Raw genomic sequence first — 20,222 nt, forward strand, 5'->3', positions numbered from 1 at the left:
ATGTATTTTTGCCTCAAAACTATTTCTTTTCTAATGCGTCTTGCATTTACAATCTGTACCCTAAGTCATTTAGCACTGGCCAAAACGATGGCCGATAGTTTGGTAAAATATAACCCCGACTACCGTGTGGTGATTGGACTTTTTGACAAAATCAACGACCGTGATGTTTCATCCGTCAGTGCGCATACAATCGTTGAAATCAATGAACAGCAAGTCCCCGATTTTCACAATCTTTTCAACCGATATACTGTTTTCGAGCTGAGTTGTTTGGCCAAGCCTTTTATGGCTAGTTGGCTTTTCAAAACTTATCCCGATGTTGAAAAACTACTTTATTTTGATGCTGACATTCGGCTTTTTGGAGATGTTACTCCCATCGAAAAAGACCTTGACCATCACAGCATTGTCATTACGCCACACGTGGTCACTCCCATCACTGGCGAAGGGATTCCGCATCTACGCAGTTTTTTGAACGCAGGCTTGTACAACGGCGGTTTTTTTGCGCTTCGCCGCTCCGAAGAAACTACTCGTTTTTTGGCTTGGTGGGAAGACCGCGTTTGGCACGAAGGCTATTTCAACTTTGCCGAAGGAATGAACTGCGACCAACTATGGCTCAACTATGTTCCGTTGTTTTATGCCAACTCCCTTGTCAGTTCGCATTTAGGTTATAATTTGGCTTACTGGAACATGCACGAGCGAAAAGTATCACAGAAAAATGGTGGCTTTTGGGTAAACGACTCCTTTCCTTTGGTATTTTTTCATTTTAGTGGCTACCGACTTTCTAGTCCAGATAACTTGTCTGTTCACCAAGATAGGTTCTCTTTCAATGCTCGTCCCGACGTAAAACCGCTTTTTGACATATACCAAAAGGAACTAACAGCTAATAATGATGCTCATTTTAAAAGTTTACCAAACGCATATCATAAACCTTCGTATTTTTACCAAAAAAATAAAGCGCTTCGGAGAGTGCTCATTAATGGCTGCCGACGTTTGTTGCGTTTACTCGACGCCTAATTAAACTCTGTTCTAACCCTCGATATTCGACTTTATGCCCAGCCATCAACAGCTGATTTCGGTTGCAATGTGTACATACAACGGTGCAAGATTTGTAACGGAACAGCTGGAAAGCATTCAAAATCAGACTTTACTTCCCAACGAACTTGTCGTTTGCGATGATGGTTCGACGGACAATACCCTTGCATTGGTCGAACAATTTGCAAAAAAAGCACCCTTTCCCGTCCGTATTTTTCAAAACGAACATCAACTAGGCGTAACCAAAAACTTTGAAAAGGCATTGACCCATTGCCGAGGTGATCTTCTTTTTTTAGCTGACCAAGACGATTGTTGGGTACCCGAAAAAATAGCCCATTTATCAAAAGTCTTCAGTGAGAACCCTCCCATAAATGTTATTTTTTCGGATGCTCTTTTGGTAGATGAACATACTCATTCCCTCCAAAAACATTTTTGGGAAGTTGTTCGTTTTGGCACCCCTCAACAGGAACAATGGAAACAGGGACGAAGTATTGAGATATTGCTCGTCGGCAACCGAGTTGCGGGTTGTACGATGGCTGTGCGCAAATCGTTCGTGGAAATGATTTTACCTTTCCCTACCGATATTTCAACGTTTTTACACGATACTTGGATGGCTTTCATCGCCTCCATCCTAAATCAAATTCAATTCATTCCAGAAGTCCTCATCCATTATCGCCAACACAATTCTCAGCAAGTAGGCACCCAACCAAAGAATGGCCAATCGGTTACGTTGACCAATCGTTTTTCACGCCCGCATAGTAATAAACTCGCCCCGCTTCAAAAACAAGCCGAAGACCTTCAAAAGGTGTATGCTCATTTGGCTCGGATCATTCCATCTACACATCCTAACCTGCAAGTGGTTGCCGAAAAAGTGCATTTTCTCAACGTACGCGCCCATTTACCCGATAACCGTTTGCGACGGATTTGGCCTACATTAGCGCAATGGCGGAAAGGAAACTACCGCCGTTTTGCCGACCAAGATGCCACTTCGACGGGAATTCTTTTGACAGCGCTAGGAGACATATTGGAATAGAATGTATTTTTGTGATGAATCACATCATCAAACTTCTAACCAACCACCCATTGAAAAAACTTGTTTTACTCCTGCTTTTGGCTGGTAGCTCACTAGCTCAAACCCGCGAAGATTCGGTCATTATTCGCAAAATTTACAACGAAACACTCACCAATGGACAAGGCTATGAATGGCTTCGCTACCTCTGTAAGCAAGTAGGCCCGCGTTTGAGCGGCTCAGAAGGAGCTAAAAAAGCGGTGGTTTATACCCAACAATTGATGCAACAACAAGGGTTTGACCGCGTGTTTTTGCAAGATGTAAAAGTACCCCACTGGGTACGCGGTAAAAAAGAAGAAGCCTACATTCACGTGGGTAAGCAAAAAATCAACGTTCCTATTGCAGCCCTCGGCGGATCGATTGCGACCCCAACGAAGGGCGTAGAAGCCGAAGTGATTGAGGTTAAAAGCTTTCAGCAATTACGTGAATTGGGTAAAGAAAAAGTAAAAGGAAAGATTGTCTTTTTTAATCGTCCAATGGACCCAACCAAGCTCAATACGTTTGAAGCTTACGGAAGTGCCGTTGAACAACGCGCCAACGGAGCTAGTGAAGCTGGAAATTTAGGGGCCGTCGGTGCAATTGTCCGTTCAGTAAGTACCGTTCAAGACGATTTTCCGCACACGGGAAGTATGCGTTATGCCACAGGCGCTCCCCTTATTCCAACGGCGGCAATCAGCACCAATGCCGCAAACCTACTCAGTGACAAACTCAAAGAAAACCCAACGTTGACGTTTTATTTTCGCCAAAACTGCGAAACATTGCCCGATGCTGACTCTCACAACGTGGTAGGTGAAATAAAAGGGAGCGAGTTTCCCGATGAAATCATCGTCGTAGGTGGCCATTTAGATTCGTGGGATTTGGCCGAAGGCGCTCACGACGACGGGGCGGGCTGTGTACAATCCATTGAAGTGCTACGCGTATTGAAAGCCATTGGTTACAAACCCAAACGGACAATTCGCGCGGTGATGTTTATGAACGAAGAAAATGGCCTGCGCGGAGGCGTAAAATACGCTGATTTGGCCAAACAAAATAATGAAAAGCACATTGCGGCGGTAGAGTCTGACAACGGTGGCTTTACGCCAAAAGGTTTCGGCGTCGTAGGTCGTCCAGAGCAAAAAGCTAAAATCCAAACGTGGAAAGAGTTGCTTGCACCCTATAGTTTGCATGAAATCGGCCCAGGAGGCGGTGGTGCCGACATTGGCCCGTTAGCGCAATCGGGCACTGTATTATTTGGTTATAAACCTGACTCTCAGCGGTATTTTGATGTACACCACGCGTCCAACGATAATTTTGAAAACGTCAACAAACGCGAACTAGACCTTGGCAGCGCTTCTATGGCAGCTATTATTTATTTATTGGATAAGTACGGGATTTAGGCCAAAATGGGCGTAATGATTTTGCCAGCGGTATCCGTTAAGCGAAAGTTACGCCCTTGAAAAGGATACGTGAACTTTTCGTGGTTGAAGCCCATTAGGTGCAAAATAGTGGCTTGTAAATCATGCACATGCGTTCGGTCTTTGACCCCAGCATATCCTAACGGGTCAGTTTCTCCCATTGAAAACCCTCTTTTGACTCCACCACCTGCCATCCAGACCGTAAACGCCTCCAAGTGATGGTCGCGCCCTGAATACGGAAGCACTTGGCCGTCACGGTTTTCTTGCATGGGTGTTCGTCCAAATTCCCCGCCCCATACCACTAGCGTCTCATCCAATAATCCGCGCATTTTTAGGTCTTTCAACAAGGCCGTTACGGCTTGGTCAGAGGACAAGCATTTATTCCGAAGCCCCACTTCTACCGAACCGTCTTCGCTCGTACCGTGGGTGTCCCAGCCCCAGTCAAACAACTGCACAAAGCGTACGCCATTTTCGACTAATTTTCGAGCTAAAAGGCAGTTCATAGCAAACGAACCTTCGCCCGCTTGCACACCGTACATATCCAAAATATACTGCGGCTCTTTGCTGACATCCATTACTTCGGGTACCGACATTTGCATCCGAAACGCCATTTCGTACTGACTAATCCGCGTCAATATTTCGGGGTCACGTACTTCCTCGTAGGTTTGTTTATTGATTTCGTTGATGGCTTCAATCGTCTGCTTACGGATGTCGCGGTTCATCCCTTGTGGGTCTGATACGTACAAAACAGGGTCGCCCCCCGTACGACACTGAACTCCTTGGTAAACCGTTGGTAAAAACCCACTTCCCCACACCGATTTGCCCGCATCAGGCTGTTTTCCTCCCGACGCCAGCACGATAAACCCTGGCAGATTTCGGTTTTCGGAGCCTAAACCATAGACGGTCCAAGCCCCCAAGCTAGGACGCCCCAGCCGCGCACTACCTGTGTGCATCAGCAACTGAGCGGGAGCATGGTTAAATTGATCGGTGTACATGGCCTTCAAAAACGACACATCGTCCACCGCCGTTTGTAAATAAGGTAAATAATCCGAAACCCACGCACCCGACTGTCCATGCTGGGCAAACTGCCCTTTGGGTCCCAACATTTTAGGAACACCTTTGATGAAAGCAAACTTTTTTCCCTCCAAAAACTCCGCAGGACAATCTTTTCCGTGGTATTTTTCTAGTTCTGGTTTATAGTCAAACAACTCCAACTGCGAAGGCGCTCCCGCCATGTGAATGTAAATCACCTGTTTTACTTTGGGTGCAAACTGCGGCATCCGAACGTTCATTGGATCGGCAGATACCAGTGGAGCTTCGGCCATTTTCTCTTTTGAGCCATACCCACAGCTTCCAAGCAACGACCCTAAGCCTAATCCACCTACGCCCGCGCCGAGTGTCTGCAAGAAATACCGACGCGTCTGACGTTCCAATTCTGCCTGTTGAAGTTCTTTTAATAACTTTTCCATGAACTAGGTGCTATACAATTCGTTGTAAAACTTCGCTTTTGTACTTAAAAAGAAAAAAATTTAGAAAATATACCCCTTACTTCTCGTGGTTAGTATCACGCCATCGTCGGGTTGTGAGCAACCCTTCTCACCGTGGGTCGGGTTGCTCACAACCCGACGACAACTCCTATTTTTTACCCATTCCACATAAAAAAAGCGCTCGAAGCAGTGTGCTTCGAACGCTTTTTTGGTAGCTAGTAAAATGCGCTAGAGAGCTCCTTCTTTAATGTCTTCAACCACCGTTGGGTCGAGCAATGTCGTAGTATCGCCTAAGTTAGAAGTATCGCCTTCCGCAATCTTACGTAAGATGCGACGCATGATTTTGCCCGAACGAGTTTTTGGTAAACCTCTCACAAACTGAATCTTATCTGGTTTTGCAATAGGCCCAATGATACGCGTTACGGTAGCTAAAATATCACGGCGCGACAAATCTTCATCGTCAAGCACATTATCACAAATCACAAAGGCATAAATCCCTTGCCCTTTGATGTCGTGCGGATAACCAACGACGGCACTTTCGATGACATCGGCGTGCATGTTGATGGCATTTTCTACTTCGGCCGTTCCGATACGGTGTCCTGATACGTTCAATACATCATCCACCCGTCCTGTAATACGATAGTATCCATCCTCATCACGCAAACATCCATCGCCAGTAAAATAACGCCCAGGATAGGTAGAGAAATAGGTCTGACGACAACGCTCGTGGTCGCCCCAAGTTGTACGAATAATTGATGGCCATGGATATTTGATACACAAGTTACCACTCACGCCATTTCCTTCAATTTCAACGCCATTTTCGTCCACCAAGATTGGTTGTACGCCTGGCAATGGAAGAGTTGCATACGTAGGTTTGGTTTTTGTTACCCCTGCAATCGGTGAAATCAAAATCCCTCCCGTTTCGGTCTGCCACCAGGTATCTACAATCGGACAACGACCTTTTCCGATGTTTTCGTTGTACCAGTTCCACGCTTCCTCATTGATAGGCTCCCCTACCGACCCCAACACTTTGAGTGAGCTCAGGTCTTTACCTTCAACATATTTTAAACCAAAGCCCATCAACGAACGAATCGCCGTGGGAGCTGTGTATAAAATATCCACTTTGTGCTTATCTACAATATCCCAAAAACGACCCGCATCGGGATAAGTTGGCACTCCCTCAAACATCAACGTAGTAGCGCCACTCAACAAAGGGCCATAAACGATATAGCTGTGTCCTGTAATCCAACCCACGTCTGCCGTACAGAAGTGAATTTGACCAGGTTCGTATTGAAAGACATTTTGGAACGTATATGCCGAATAGACCATATAACCACCCGTACTGTGAACCACCCCTTTAGGTTTACCCGTTGACCCAGATGTATATAAGATAAATAAGGGGTCTTCCGAATCCATGATTTCGGGAGGGCAGTCAGACGTTACTTGTTTCATTTCGCTTTCCCACCATACGTCACGTCCCTTAATCATCGAAATCGGTGTGCGGGTATGCGTCAATACAATTACCTTTTCGACCGAACGGCATCCAATCAACGCATCGTCAACCGTATCTTTCATTGGGATATTTTTCGGGCCGCGCGCCGCACCATCTGAGGTAATAATCACCCTACAATCAGAGTCATTGATACGATCGGTCAATGACTGTGCCGAGAAACCACCAAACACCACCGAGTGAATGGCTCCAATACGCGCACAGGCCAACATAGCAATAGCGGCTTCGGGCACCATCGGAAGGTAAATACACACACGGTCTCCTTTTTGAACACCGTTGCGTTTCAATACGTTAGCAAAACGGCATACCTGATCATGCAGCATCTTGTACGTAAGCGTCACACTTGGTTCGTGCGGGTCATTAGGTTCCCAAATAATTGCTGGGTGATTACCTAATTCACGTAAGTGTCGGTCAAGTGCGTTTTCGGTAATATTTGTTTTACCATTCACAAACCATTTTACATCAGGGCCCGTGAAATTCCAGTCTAATACTTTCTTCCAAGGCTTATGCCACTTAAACTCCTGAGCCACTTCTGCCCAAAAACCTTCCGGGTCTTCTACACTATGCTGGTAAGCGGCCTGATACTCTTCAAATGTACGGATAAGCATGATTTCAAAGGTGTTTGATTGATTAAGGTTATTAAAAGGAAAGTCCGTTGCTGAATTGTGGGTATAAAAATAGCAAAACATTTTCCCGTTTAGGTGAAATTATCATCACAAAATTGCTAAGTATATATAGAAAGTGATAAAAATCATGCTTCAAACCTACCAAAAACGCCAGACTTGAGTCAAGTCTGGCGTTCGAAGTTAACCTAACATTATGATTGTAATCTAAATTCATATTCTCTGATTTTCAAAGGCTTGCCCAACCCCTCTGCGCTGCAAGGAATCGGCAATTTCATCCAAAATAACGGGGTCGTCTATCGTTGATGGCACGGTGTAAGATTCTCCATCGGCAATTTGGCGAATCGTTTTTCGCAAAATTTTTCCTGAACGTGTTTTTGGCAAACGTTTTACCAAAATAGCCGTACGGAAGAACGCCACCGCTCCAATCTGATCACGCACAATGCCCACTAACTCCGCTTCCAACGCCATTTCATCAATAACAACACCGTCTTTTAAAACCACAAAACCAACAGGACGCTGTCCGCGAAGTTCGTCGGCTATTCCGACCACGGCACATTCGGCCACGGCAGGGTGCGACGCTACAAACTCTTCCATTTCTCCCGTCGAGAGGCGATGCCCTGCGACGTTGATGACATCATCCACGCGCCCCATGATGAACACGTAACCATCGTCATCCACATACCCGCCGTCGCCCGACAAATAATAACCTTCAAACTTTTTAAGGTACGAACTTTTAAAACGCGCATCATCGTTCCAAAGCGTGGGCGTAAATCCAGGAGGAAGCGGTAGTTTCAAACACACATACCCTTCGTGGTTGGCTTCAAGTTCCTGACCATTTTCTCCCACAATTTTAAGATTATACCCACACACAGGTTTGGTTGCCGATCCTGCTTTGACAGGAAAAGCCTCTAATCCCATCATATTAGCCACCATCGGCCAGCCCGACTCGGTTTGCCACCAATGGTCAGTGATGGGGAGTTGTGAAATTCGTTGCAGCCACTCCAACGTTGGCGGGTCGCAGCGTTCGCCTGCCACAAAAATATTTTGCAAACTTGATATATCGTACTTAGCCTTCAACAACGCCTCAGGGTCTTCTTTTTTTATCGCCCGAAACGCCGTTGGAGCCGTAAAAAACGTTTTTACTTTATGCTCAGCAATCACCCGCCAAAACGTACCTGCATCGGGCGTCCGTACGGGTTTTCCTTCAAACAAAATAGTTGTACAACCTGCAATCAACGGCCCGTATAAAATATAACTGTGCCCTACTACCCAACCAAAATCGGAGGCTGCCCAAAAAACATCTCCCGCGTGGGCATCATAAACGTGGTGCATACTAAATTTAAGTGCCACTGCGTGCCCACCATTGTCGCGCACGACACCCTTGGGTTTTCCTGTCGTTCCTGAGGTATATAAAATGTACAGGGGATGAGTTGCGTCCACGGGGACACATTCGGTCGGGTCGGCCTGCGCAACGGCTTCCGCATAATCCACATCACGCCCTTCTAACATTGGGGCATGGCACATCGAACGCTGATAAATGAGGCAATGTTTGGGCTTGAAAGCGGCCAATTCGATGGCTTCGTCCAACAGCGGTTTATATGGTAATACACGGTCAAACTCAATTCCACACGAAGCCGAAATCACTACTTTGGGTTCGGCATCTTCTATACGTATAGCCAACTCATGTGGTGCAAAACCTCCAAAAACGACCGAATGCACCGCCCCCAAACGGGCACAAGCCAGCATGGCAAACGCCGTTTCGGGAATCATGGGCATATAAATCACCACTCGGTCGCCCTTTTCAACCCCCAATGCCCGCAATGCCCCTGCACACTTGGCCACTTCGTGTTGTAACTCGGCAAATGTATATTTCTGGATGGTATTTGTGACAGGAGAGTCATAAATCATCGCTACTTGCGCTCCTCGCCCATTCTGTACGTGGTAGTCTATCGCTAAATAGCAAGTATTGAGCTGCCCCCCAGCATACCAGCGGTCAAGCCCATTGGCGTCTTTTCCAAGCACGGTTTCGGGTTTCTTAAACCACGCAATTTGCTCGGCTTGCTCGGCCCAAAAGGTTTCGGGATTGGCTAGACTCGCTTCAAAAAGTGAAGTGTAGTTTGTTGATTGTGTATTGCTAGACATGGCAAAGGCAATTGAAAGGGTGAAATTGAGACAACCTTAGTGGCTTCCTTCGAGTGAAGCTCCGTCCATACCACCATTCAAAAGCCAGTAAATACCATAAATAAATACTAGCACCACAACCGCAATGATTACCTTGGTAACAATACCTGACGACGACTTACTTTCTTCCATGACGAATAAGATTAAAGTTTGGGATAACTGAATTTTCATCCAAAAGTAATCTAAAATATTCGAGGAATAGTAATATTTTTCGCTAAGTTGGTATAGCTACTGTTTTGCAGTATAACATCCTGATTTTTAGGCCGCTGCTCCCGAAATCTCCCGTATCAGTCCGTTTACTTTTGCCATCAAATCGCGGGTAGAAAATGGCTTCGGAACGTACAAGCTTGCCCCTAGCTCAAGCCCTTTGGCCATATCGGCTTCTTTGCTTTTAGCGCTCATAAACACCACTTTAGCATGTTTATAAGAATCGTGTTTTTTAATAAATTCGCAGACTTGGTACCCGTCCACCTTGGGCATCATAATATCAAGTAGTACAATATCAGGGATGTTCGCCTCGATGATGTCAAATGCCTCGGCACCGTCGCGAGCAATAAACACTTTATGTCCTTCTTTTTTCATCAAAAACTCCAAAGACATTAAGATGTTAGGCTCATCATCAACAATCAAAATTTTCATGCCCGTCATTTTGTTTTTAGTTTTTACCCAGTGGGATTTCGCACGTAAATACACTTCCTTTACCTAGCTCGCTTTCTACCTGGATAGTTCCTTGGTGTAGTTCTATGATTTTTTTGCAGATAGCTAATCCGAGGCCGCTGCCTTTCGGTTTTCGCACCGATTGGTCGCGAGTTTGATAAAATTTTTCAAATATAAGCTCTTGATATTTATTATCTATGCCTTGGCCATTATCTGATATGCTAAATGATAGAGATGCTTCGGTTTGAAGGGTATTGATTTGAATTTTTCCCGTATCAGCAGGACAAAACTTAATCGCGTTGGATACCAAATTGATAATCACCTGAATAAGTCGATCGCGATCAGCGCGAATAGGGCCATAAATCCCTTCATAAGTGACTTCGATTTTGATGTTTTTTTCTTTCGCCAGTTGGTCAAGTGCTTCCAGTGACTCTTCTATAATGTCTTCCATCAAAAATTCGTCGATGTCCAACTCTTGTTTTCCCGTTTCAAAACGTTCGAGGGCCAGCACTTGGTTAATGAGACGGGTCAAACGTTCGGATTCTTTGGTAATGGTATTCACAAAATGCGACCGTTGGTCTTCTTCCATATCGGGGTTATCGTGGACAATTTCCGATAGTGCCCGTATCGACGTCAGCGGGGTACGTATTTCGTGCGTGACCGTTGACAAAAAGTCGTCCTTCTGAATATCAGCAATTTTCAACAACTCATTGGCTTGTTTTAGCTGCTGCGTCAGTTGTTCCAATTCTTCCGACTTTCGCGTCAATTCTTCATTCAACGTCTTCAACTCTTGCGACGTTTTCAGAATATCAATCACTTCTTCGACGCTAATTTGTTCTTCTTTTGCCACCGACGACACCAAAATACGCGCCGATGCCGCGCCAATGGCTCCGCCAAGCATTTTTTCGGCATAGTTTACCACTTGGGAGTCGGCATACCTCGTATTCAAATCCAACTTATTCTGTTTCGCATACAGCTGAAGCGTTTCTTCCGTATGGCTTTTACCAAAGAAAATGGTCAAAAGGGACTTAATATCCGTTACCAGCGCTTTTCCCTTCCAAGCTACCGCACTTTCGTAGGTTTTTGAGTATTTAAAAACATCTACAAACAATACCGCTTGGTTGTGCTCCAACGCCGTAGGCTGCGACAACAGCGACCCTCCCACGTAAAAAAGCAAGTTCAACAACAACGACCAAAACGTTCCGTGAGAAATATTATCCAAACCCGTGATGCCCAGCAGCGATTCTGGCCGTAACAAATCCATTCCCCAAGGCCCTTTACTGAGCATATCGGGCGACATGTACCCCGCCGAGACCATCGACGGAATAATCAGGGTATAAAACCAAACGCCTCCGCCAACCAAAAGCCCCCCCACGGCTCCCACCAACGACCCTCGTTTCCAAAAAATACCACCTAGTACCACGGGAGCAAACTGTGCTACCGCCGCAAACGACACCATCCCGACCGATACCAAACTGTATTTATCGCTGACGTTTTTATAGTACAAATACGATCCCACCATCAGCAGGACAATAAACAAGCGTCGCAACGTAATCACCACTTGCCCCATGTCTCCGCCAAATCGCCGCTGAAAATCGGTGCGACTGACCAGCCAGGGCATGACCAAGTTGTTGGTCAACATCACCGTCAAGGCCGTACATTCCACAATAATCATACTTGTAGAAGCCGCAAATCCTCCCAAATAGGCCACAAAAGCCAGTGCTTTTTCGTTAAAATGCAAAGGAATCGACAACACAAATTGGTCGGCTTTGACGGCTGTACCGAGCAAAATTTTCCCTCCCAACGCAATCGGAACCACGAAAATGTTGATAACCAACAAATAAAGTGGAAAAATCCAGAGGGCTTTGCGAAGGTGATTTTCGTTTACATTCTCCACCACCGTCACCTGAAATTGCCTTGGCAAAAACATAATAGCCAAAGACGCCAATAAACAATACCAAAACCAATCGCTTGTTTTTTGTTCTTTGATGGTAAAAATTTGATGGAGGTCTATCACTTTTGAAGCCTGTTGAAAAATATCATCAAAGCCATCAAAGACGATGAATGTGACAAAAACTCCCACTGCCAAAAAGGCAAAAAGCTTAAACAATGATTCAAAAGCAATGGCGGCGACCATTCCTTCGTGGCGCTCGTTGGCATCCAGTTTTCGCGCCCCAAATAGAATGGTAAAAATCGTCAGAACTATCGAAATGTAGAAAGCTTTATCCAGCCAAAGCGAATTGCTTGCGTCGTTGGTGGTGGTCAAAATACTAAACCCGCTGGAAATCGCTTTGAGTTGAATCGAAATGTAGGGAATCGTCCCAACTACGCACAAAATCGTAGCAATCACGCCCAGCGATTGGCTTTTTCCGTAACGTGCCGACACAAAATCGGCGATATTGGTAATGCGTTGAACTTGGCAAATGCGGATAATCTTCCGAAAAATAACCCACCAAAGGGGCATCGTAATGGTAGGGCCGATAAAAACGGAAATAAAATCCACGCCCGATTCGGCGGCGCGCCCGACGCTCCCGTAAAACGTCCATGCCGTGCAATAAACCGCCAACGACAGCGCATAAACATACGAATTGCTGACCAAGCTTCGCCCTTTGACCGAACGCTGTTCGGCCCAGTTGGCTACAAAAAACAAGACCAACAAGTACGATACAGACCAGAAAATCAACCAAAAGCTATTCATCAGAATGGTGGTTGTTGGTATTATTAACAATCAAAAAAGTGACAACAATAATCAAAAACCAGATTCCAAAGATTCCCATATACAATACAGGAATCCGCCACTTGAAGCTCAAGCGGTTGAAAATGCTTAAAATGGGGTTGTTGTACAACGCCCAAGCCAGTAAACTCAAAGCCACCAAGGCCAATTCTCGCGTTTTTGACATACCATTAAGCATGTGAAAAATGGCTGCCGAGGGTTTGTAACACGCCCGACAACCATTCCTAATTATAAACCCTAAACCTAACCTTATTTATTTTTCGTCGTATTCGCCAGAGAGTGCATAATACCCGAGTATCGACATTCCTCCTGCGATGATTGGTGCCAAAATGAAGGTATAAATGATGGCAGGCACGAGGTCAGTACCACCTTTGTCCCACATTGGCAATGCTTGGTTGATGAAGAGATAGTAGCCTGCGTATAGACCAATACCTATCCAAACAATTCCTAATATTCTTTTTATTGCGTTCATAATTCGTTGTCTTTTAAAAGGTTAAAGATTAGTCGTTAGCGTTTTTGTCTTCCTTGATGTAAAGTAAACCAATCACAAAACTTACCCCAGCAAGGATAATTGGGTACCAAAGCCCTTCCAAATACGGTTGAGTATTCACAATCGCCTCTCCCGCTTTTTCGGCCGCATCGTTGATGTCCTTCGCACGGGTAGCCAAGTAAGTCGCAATGGCAGGCATCAATCCACCAAACACCCCGTTACCAATGTGGTATGGCAACGACATCGACGAATAACGAATACGGGTTGGGAACATTTCTACCAAGAAGGCCGCAATAGGGCCATACGCCATCGTTACAAAAAGCAACAAGATAAATACCATCAAGACAAGCGTGTTGCGGTCGCTATTGTTAATCGTAGTTGTTTTTTTCACTTCAGGCTTAGGAGCTTCCTTGCTCGCATCGGCCAGAATCGTCACTTTCTTTACCTCTTTGTATTTTGTTCCATCTGTAAACTCCTTGGTCGTAGTGGTCGTAATGAGCGAATCGACTTCAGACTCAGGAGCAAGCGCACGTTTTACCTCCACTTTGGTATTGGCCACAATCTCTTGTTTGTTCTTGAGATTGGTCGTTTGGTAAATCTTCTCAAAAATCGGGCGATAGCAAATAATCGCCAACAACATACCTGCCAACATAATGCCTTTGCGGCCAATTTTGTCGGACAATGACGCAAAAATCACGAAGAACGGCGTACCTAACAATAATCCTAAAGCAATGATCACGTTCACTTGATTGTCATCGACGTTACAGATTTTTTGCAAGAAACTCAAAGCATAAAACTGACCCGTGTACCAAACTACGCCTTGACCCATCGTAGCCCCAAAAAGTGCCAACAACACAAATTTGAAGTTATATTTATTGCCAAACGACTCTTTCAATGGATTGGCCGACGTCTTTCCTTCTGCTTTGGCTTTGGCAAAAAGTGGCGACTCGTGCATGTTACGGCGAATGATAAACGATACCCCTACCATCACCAACGACACCCAAAAAGGAATACGCCATCCCCAATCATTGAAAGCTTCGGTACCAAGCGTGTTGCGAGTTACCATGATAACCAACAACGACACAAACAAACCAATCGTCGCTGTCGTCTGAATCCACGATGTCCAGAATCCGCGTCTCTCGGCGGGTGAGTGCTCGGCTACGTAGGTCGCCGCGCCACCGTATTCGCCACCCAAGGCAAGTCCTTGCAAGAAACGTAGGAGTAATACCAAAAGAGGGGCAAAAAAGCCGATGGTTTCGTAGCTCGGGATACATCCAATCAAGAACGTCGCTCCGCCCATCAAAATCAGGGTTACCATGAAGGTATATTTACGACCGATGAGGTCACCAAGACGGCCAAAAAACAAGGCACCAAAAGGCCGAACCACAAAACCTGCCGCAAACGTCGCCAAGGTCGAAAGGAAAGCCGCCGTTGGGTTATCGGGCGGAAAAAATTTGGTAGCGATTACGGTCGCCAAACTTCCGAATATGTAGAAATCGTACCATTCGATGAGCGTACCTACCGACGAGGCCCCGATGATGTACGCTAAACTTTGTTTTTTCTCAGACATGATTGAAAAGGTTGTAAGTTTTTTAAATTTGATTAGGTTAAAAGGTATTAGAGGTAAATTTGAAGTTGGGCAATAAACTCTCCATATTTCTTACTTACACCCGCCGCCGTCAGGCCTGGGCGCAGCGAATATTGCGTGGTAATTTTGGCATGGTGGCCGTCGATGAGCCAGTTGATGCCTGTATCAAAGTTTGAAACTGTTTTTGACAGCGCATCAAAGTTCTTGCTGGTATATGCCATGAAGGGTTGTACGCGCATTTTAGGTCTGTCGGTAGCTTTTGGCAACAATAAGCCTATTTGTGTGTAGAAGATTTTTCCAGTTCCAATCATAGGTTGTGCATTTCCTGCTCCTGCCAAAAGTTTATCAGCGCCTGTATAAGAAGCATCGGCAGCTCCAATGTTCATAATTCCGATATTTCTCAAGTAGTTTGGACCGAAATTATACTTGAAAAAGCCCGAATAAACGGTAATAGCCGTGTTTTTTTCTTTTTTACCAATGGGCATATCCAAGAAAGCATCTACTGACATCAGGTTTACGTTGTGTTTGGTCACCGTGCCATTGACCGACGAACGTGTACCTTCGGGTTGGCTGTAAAACCCAGCTCCGATGTTAAACACACGCTTCGTTCCCAAATAGGTTCCTACTTTGAACGGCAACAGATTTGATTCTGAATCTAAGAACTGGTACTCAACATATCCCGTTTTGGCCCACTTGCTCGTTCCGTTGTTATCAACTGCTACGGCTTTTACACCATCGGTTACGTTTGCTGGCGCAATACTTGTATTAAAGGGCTTATTTAATCCAAAACGGTATTCAAGTTTGTTCAATTTTCCTTTGGCAAAAAAGCCATATTGACGTGCAAACTGATCGGCATTGTCAATCGTTGCCCAAGAGAAAATAGGCGAGTCAACGGTCAAAAAGTTAAGTGTTGAAGCCATTGTCATCCGCGATATACCCATAAAATAATGTAACCCTGCTCCTACGCTCAAACTTGAGTTTTTGTTTTCTTTGGTAGGTAAAATCAAATGGTACTCGTTCCAAAAATCGTGGAAAAACATTTGCGGTTTCTTGCCATTTCCGTAGCCTCCTGTTCCTGTACTTCCTGAGCCGCCGCCGTTGATAAATGTTTGGTTGTTGATACCAAAGTGAGCCAAAATCATATACCGCTTGCTTACTTGTGAATAGGCCAACATCCTAAGACGACGTCCCGAAATATCAAAATTTGATTTGGCAGCTTCTCCCCCCACAGTCGTCCCAGGGTTAAGCTGAGTTGCTCTAAACCACGTTTGGTTCCACGTGATCACACGAATGTACTTTGTTTTTTCGGGGTTCAAATCAAGTTTGATACCCGTTCCGTAATCAGTCGAGCCTTGGCCATAACTCGTTGTGGCCAAGAGGCTACTGGCCATCAATACCAGTAAGGTTAAACACTTTTTCATAGGTTTGTTAAAGGAAAGAGGTTAAAAAAAGAGGTCGGTTCATTTTGTGTTATTCAAATATTTTTTTGAATAATCACTCGACAAAAGTGGAAGAAAGGATTTAAAAATCCGCTTGGGTGATGTTGTTATGCTAAACGCGTATAGGTAGCGAACAAAACGGCTGTTTTTAAGCAAAAATCAGTAGAAAAATGCGAGATAGAGAAAAAATGAGCAATAAAACAAAGGCAATAGTAGAAGTTACCCCCATACTATTTTGAAAATACGCCCTAAAAATCATCTATTTTAATTTAGCAAACATATAGTAATTTAGCAATAAATGGCCATATAATATAAAAAAATGGGGGTAACGTCGTCCGTTACCCCCACCTTAATGCACTTATTGGTGTAATTAATCTTTGAATCTTTCCCATTTAATCATCATAAACTTATCTCCTAATTCGGTCACAATCATGCCCGTTCCTTCCAAATTTTTACGGTCGGCATAAAACTCAGCCAGCTCTTTGTGATTCATCACTTTGTAGGTAGCATGGTGCGTAATTCGATCGGGCATTTTGATTTGGTACTTCTTTACCCAGTTCATCACCGACACATGGCTTACCCCCAGAAGCCGCTCAATTTCACGGTAACTAACCCCCTCAATGTACAACTGAAGCGCCTTAATCACATAATAGGAGCTAATCCCTTTGCCAAGCTTATCGACCGTAAAATTGTAATCGCATTTTTTACAACGGAAACGCTGACGGTCTTTGATGATTCCGTTCTTGACAGTTTCGAGACTGTCGCATTTGGGGCATTTGAGTGTTGCTGCCATGAAAAAGGAATGGTTAAGTTATAATTAGAGGAAGTGTCCTATAGTAATTTACCAAAGCTAATAGGACTATTCATATAAAAAAATGTTTTTGGTTACGTTTAGTATTGTTTTGCTAATTAACTATAGTTTTCAAATTTTCTTTTTTGAGATTTCCTCTGATTTTCAACAACTTAACAATTTTTGTTTTGCACAAATCTTTGTTTTAGCGAAATTTCGCTTGTTTTATATTTTTCGCTAACATACTTTTGAAACATCAATTACACTTCATCAACACTTGAACAAAATGAGTACTCAAACCGACACCCTCCTTGAAGGCATTGACATCACAGGAACGATGTGTAGCCAGTACGACCAAATCTTAACCCCTGAGGCTCTGCAATTTATCGCTCACTTGCACCGACGCTTCAACGGGCGCCGCCTCGAACTCCTTCGCTTCCGCGACCTTCGTACCATCGCAATTCAAAAAGGAGAAATGCCGCAGTTCCTTCCCGAAACTGCTCCTATTCGCGAAGCCGACTGGACCGTCAATGCCATTCCCAATGATTTACAAAACCGCCGTATCGAAATTACAGGCCCCGTTGACCGCCGCATGGTCATCAATGCCCTCAATTCGGGAGCAAATGTGTTTATGGCCGATTTTGAAGATGCCTCTTCTCCCACTTGGAGCAATATGGTAGAAGGGCAAGCCAATCTGTACGACGCGATTCGTCGCCAAATCGACTTTACGGCCGAGAATGGTAAAAACTACCAACTCAACGACAACATAGCTACGTTGGTGGTTCGTCCGCGCGGCTGGCACCTCCACGAAAAGCACTTACTCATTGACAATCAATTTGTTTCGGCTTCATTATTCGACTTTGGATTATACTTTTTCCACAACACTCATCAATTGCTTCAAAACGGCAGCGGCCCGTATTTTTATCTCCCCAAACTCGAAAGTCACTCAGAGGCACGGCTTTGGAACGATGTGTTTATTGCAGCCCAAGAGTGGTTCCACTTGCCTCTGGGCACCATCAAAGCGACGGTTTTGATTGAAACAATTTTGGCCGCGTTCGAAATGGATGAAATCATTTACGAGCTTCGACATCACTTGGCTGGACTGAATGCGGGGCGCTGGGATTACATTTTTAGCATCATTAAAAAATTCAAAGATTATCCCGAATTTATCTTGCCCGACCGTACCCAAGTCACCATGCGAATGCCATTTATGCGGGCTTATTGTCGGCTTTTGGTTCAAACCTGTCACAAACGAGGTGCCCACGCCATCGGCGGGATGTCGGCTTTCATTCCTAGCCGCCGCGATGCAGAAGTCAACCGCATTGCCTTTGAACGGGTAGAAGCCGACAAACAACTTGAAGTAGAAACTGGCTTTGATGGCACGTGGGTCGCCCATCCTGATTTGGTATCGGTTGCCAAAGCTCCTTTCGACGCTATGCTCGGTGCTCAACCCCACCAAAAACACATCAAACGTGAATATGACCGCATCGAAGCCGAAGCGCTTATCGACGTTTATATCAAGGAGGGAACTATCAGTGAAAATGGCTTACGTGCCAATATCAACATAGGTATCCTGTACATTGCCTCTTGGCTACGTGGCGTAGGTGCCGCTGCCATTCATAACTTGATGGAAGATGCCGCCACCGCCGAAATTTCGAGGGCGCAGGTATGGCAGTGGCTGCATCACGAGGTCAAAACCTTTGAAGGACACCCAATTACCCTTAACTCGTACAAAAACGTTTTTGCCGACGAACTCAGTAAAATCAAAGAAGACGTTGGTAAAGAAGCGTTTACCAAAGGCCATTACGAACAAGCTGCCGAATTGTTTGACCGTTTGGTCACGCAGCCCCAATTCGAGGCTTTTTTGACACTTCCCGCTTACGACCTCTTAGACGCCTAGCAATCTTTCTCTTTTTTATCAAATACACTTCATCACAAACATCAACAACAATGAAAATTAGCACACAAAATCGCATTCAATCGCTCATTGCCGATTGGACAACCAACCCTCGTTGGAACGGAATTCAGCGCCCATACACGGCCGAAGAAGTAGTTCGTCTAGCGGGTTCGTACCAAATCGAACACTCTGTGGCTCGTATGGGCGCCGAAAAATTGTGGAATTTGCTCCAAAACGACCAATGGGTTGCAGGGTTGGGCGCACTTACGGGCAACCAAGCCGTGCAGGAAGTAGCTGCGGGCATGAAAGCCATTTATCTTTCGGGCTGGCAAGTAGCTGCCGATGCCAATTTAGCAGGACAAATGTACCCCGACCAAAGCCTTTACCCCTCCGACAGCGTTCCAGCAGTCGTAAAACGAATCAATAATTCCCTTTTGCGCGCCGACCAAATCCAATCGGTGAGTAATGACGGCAATATCGACTGGCTTGTCCCGATCGTAGCCGACGCCGAAGCAGGTTTTGGAGGAAACCTCAATGCGTTTGAATTGATGAAACAAATGATTGAGGCGGGAGCATCTGGCGTTCACTTTGAAGACCAACTTTCTTCGGCCAAAAAATGTGGTCACTTAGGCGGGAAAGTATTGGTACCTACCCAAGAAGCCATCAACAAACTGGTCGCGGCACGCCTTGCTGCCGATGTCATGGGTGTACCCACGCTGGTTATTGCTCGTACCGATGCCGAAGCCGCCAATCTTATCACGTCCGACATCGACGAACGCGATGAGAAATTTATCCGCCGCGATTTGGGCCGTACGCCCGAAGGTTTTTACTACGTTCGGAATGGGCTCGAACAAGGCATCGACCGTGGACTAAGCTACGCGCCTTATGCCGACTTGATTTGGATGGAAACGGGCAATCCTGACTTAGGACTAGCGCGTGAGTTTGCCGAAAGCATCCGCAGTCAGTTCCCCGATAAATTGTTGGCCTACAATTGCTCACCCTCTTTCAACTGGGCGAAGTTTATGGACGAAAAACAAATGCTTAACTTCCGTGAAAAGATTGCAGAAATGGGGTATAAGTTCCAATTCATTACTTTGGCAGGCTTCCACGCCCTCAATACGGCTATGTTTGAACTATCGTCGGCCTACGTAGAACGCGGAATGGCAGGTTTTTCCGAACTACAACAACGTGAATTTGCGCTCCAAGCCAAAGGCTTTAAAGCCGTAAAACACCAAGCTTTTGTGGGAACAGGCTATTTTGATGCGGTTCAAAATACCGTAACCGCGGGTACTTCTGCGACTGTCGCCATGAAGGGCTCCACCGAAGAAGAG

16 protein-coding genes are annotated in these 20,222 nt (G+C 45.3%); 5 read left to right on the forward strand and 11 right to left on the reverse strand.

The features are described 5' to 3' along the window. Window positions 1-33: 33 nt before the first annotated feature. Genes K339_RS0102370 through K339_RS0102380 form a run of 3 tightly spaced genes read left to right on the forward strand, consistent with a single transcriptional unit; the run spans window position 34 to window position 3,474 of the window. Window positions 34-1,011 (forward strand): glycosyltransferase family protein, encoded by a 978-nt coding sequence (locus K339_RS0102370; protein ID WP_028522175.1) that lies wholly within the window; start codon window positions 34-36, stop codon window positions 1,009-1,011. 34 nt (window positions 1,012-1,045) lie between these two features. After that, entirely contained in the window at window positions 1,046-2,062 is a 1,017-nt protein-coding gene (locus K339_RS0102375; protein WP_028522176.1) for a glycosyltransferase family 2 protein, read from the forward strand. 14 nt (window positions 2,063-2,076) lie between these two features. Continuing rightward, window positions 2,077-3,474, forward strand: a complete 1,398-nt coding sequence (locus K339_RS0102380; RefSeq protein ID WP_051397756.1) for a M28 family peptidase — start codon at window positions 2,077-2,079, stop codon at window positions 3,472-3,474. Here the strand turns inward: K339_RS0102380 and K339_RS0102385 are convergent. From K339_RS0102385 to K339_RS0102435, 11 genes are all read right to left on the reverse strand, one after another. Continuing rightward, window positions 3,471-4,961 (reverse strand): DUF1501 domain-containing protein, encoded by a 1,491-nt coding sequence (locus K339_RS0102385; protein ID WP_028522178.1) that lies wholly within the window; start codon window positions 4,959-4,961, stop codon window positions 3,471-3,473. The two genes, K339_RS0102380 and K339_RS0102385, sit on opposite strands and share 4 nt — an antisense overlap. A gap of 246 nt (window positions 4,962-5,207) precedes the next feature. Beyond that, a complete protein-coding gene (gene acs / locus K339_RS0102390; RefSeq protein WP_028522179.1) occupies window positions 5,208-7,097 on the reverse strand; it encodes an acetate--CoA ligase in 1,890 nt (629 codons plus the stop codon). Window positions 7,098-7,325: 228 nt separating this feature from the next. Further along, window positions 7,326-9,269, reverse strand: a complete 1,944-nt coding sequence (locus tag K339_RS0102395; protein ID WP_262505697.1) for a propionyl-CoA synthetase — start codon at window positions 9,267-9,269, stop codon at window positions 7,326-7,328. Window positions 9,270-9,293: 24 nt separating this feature from the next. Further along, window positions 9,294-9,428: a hypothetical protein gene (locus K339_RS37980; protein ID WP_255417943.1), complete on the reverse strand. Its 135-nt coding sequence runs from the start codon at window positions 9,426-9,428 to the stop codon at window positions 9,294-9,296. Window positions 9,429-9,554: 126 nt separating this feature from the next. Continuing rightward, on the reverse strand, window positions 9,555-9,935 hold the full coding sequence (locus tag K339_RS0102405) for a response regulator transcription factor (protein ID WP_028522181.1): 381 nt from the start codon (window positions 9,933-9,935) through the stop codon (window positions 9,555-9,557). 16 nt (window positions 9,936-9,951) lie between these two features. Beyond that, window positions 9,952-12,651, reverse strand: a complete 2,700-nt coding sequence (locus K339_RS0102410) for an ATP-binding protein (RefSeq protein ID WP_037299010.1) — start codon at window positions 12,649-12,651, stop codon at window positions 9,952-9,954. Continuing rightward, entirely contained in the window at window positions 12,644-12,853 is a 210-nt protein-coding gene (locus K339_RS0102415; protein ID WP_037299038.1) for a hypothetical protein, read from the reverse strand. The genes K339_RS0102410 and K339_RS0102415 overlap by 8 nt, the downstream gene beginning before the upstream one ends. An 87-nt stretch (window positions 12,854-12,940) precedes the next feature. After that, window positions 12,941-13,159, reverse strand: a complete 219-nt coding sequence (locus tag K339_RS0102420; protein WP_028522184.1) for a DUF6814 family protein — start codon at window positions 13,157-13,159, stop codon at window positions 12,941-12,943. Between the two features lie 28 nt (window positions 13,160-13,187). Continuing rightward, window positions 13,188-14,747: an MFS transporter gene (locus K339_RS0102425; RefSeq protein ID WP_037299012.1), complete on the reverse strand. Its 1,560-nt coding sequence runs from the start codon at window positions 14,745-14,747 to the stop codon at window positions 13,188-13,190. Window positions 14,748-14,794: 47 nt separating this feature from the next. Continuing rightward, window positions 14,795-16,186 (reverse strand): hypothetical protein, encoded by a 1,392-nt coding sequence (locus K339_RS0102430; protein WP_028522186.1) that lies wholly within the window; start codon window positions 16,184-16,186, stop codon window positions 14,795-14,797. A gap of 388 nt (window positions 16,187-16,574) precedes the next feature. Further along, complete coding sequence (locus K339_RS0102435; RefSeq protein ID WP_028522187.1) at window positions 16,575-16,997, reverse strand: IS1/IS1595 family N-terminal zinc-binding domain-containing protein; 423 nt, start codon at window positions 16,995-16,997, stop codon at window positions 16,575-16,577. A gap of 283 nt (window positions 16,998-17,280) precedes the next feature. Between K339_RS0102435 and aceB the strand changes: the two genes are divergently transcribed. Next, on the forward strand, window positions 17,281-18,894 hold the full coding sequence (gene aceB / locus K339_RS0102445; protein WP_028522188.1) for a malate synthase A: 1,614 nt from the start codon (window positions 17,281-17,283) through the stop codon (window positions 18,892-18,894). A gap of 50 nt (window positions 18,895-18,944) precedes the next feature. After that, a partial coding sequence (gene aceA, locus K339_RS0102450) for an isocitrate lyase (protein ID WP_037299014.1) occupies window positions 18,945-20,222 on the forward strand: 1,278 nt, incomplete at its 3' end.

Origin of the sequence: Runella limosa DSM 17973, assembly GCF_000482465.1 — a bacterium.
In the GTDB taxonomy this organism is placed as follows: domain Bacteria; phylum Bacteroidota; class Bacteroidia; order Cytophagales; family Spirosomataceae; genus Runella; species Runella limosa.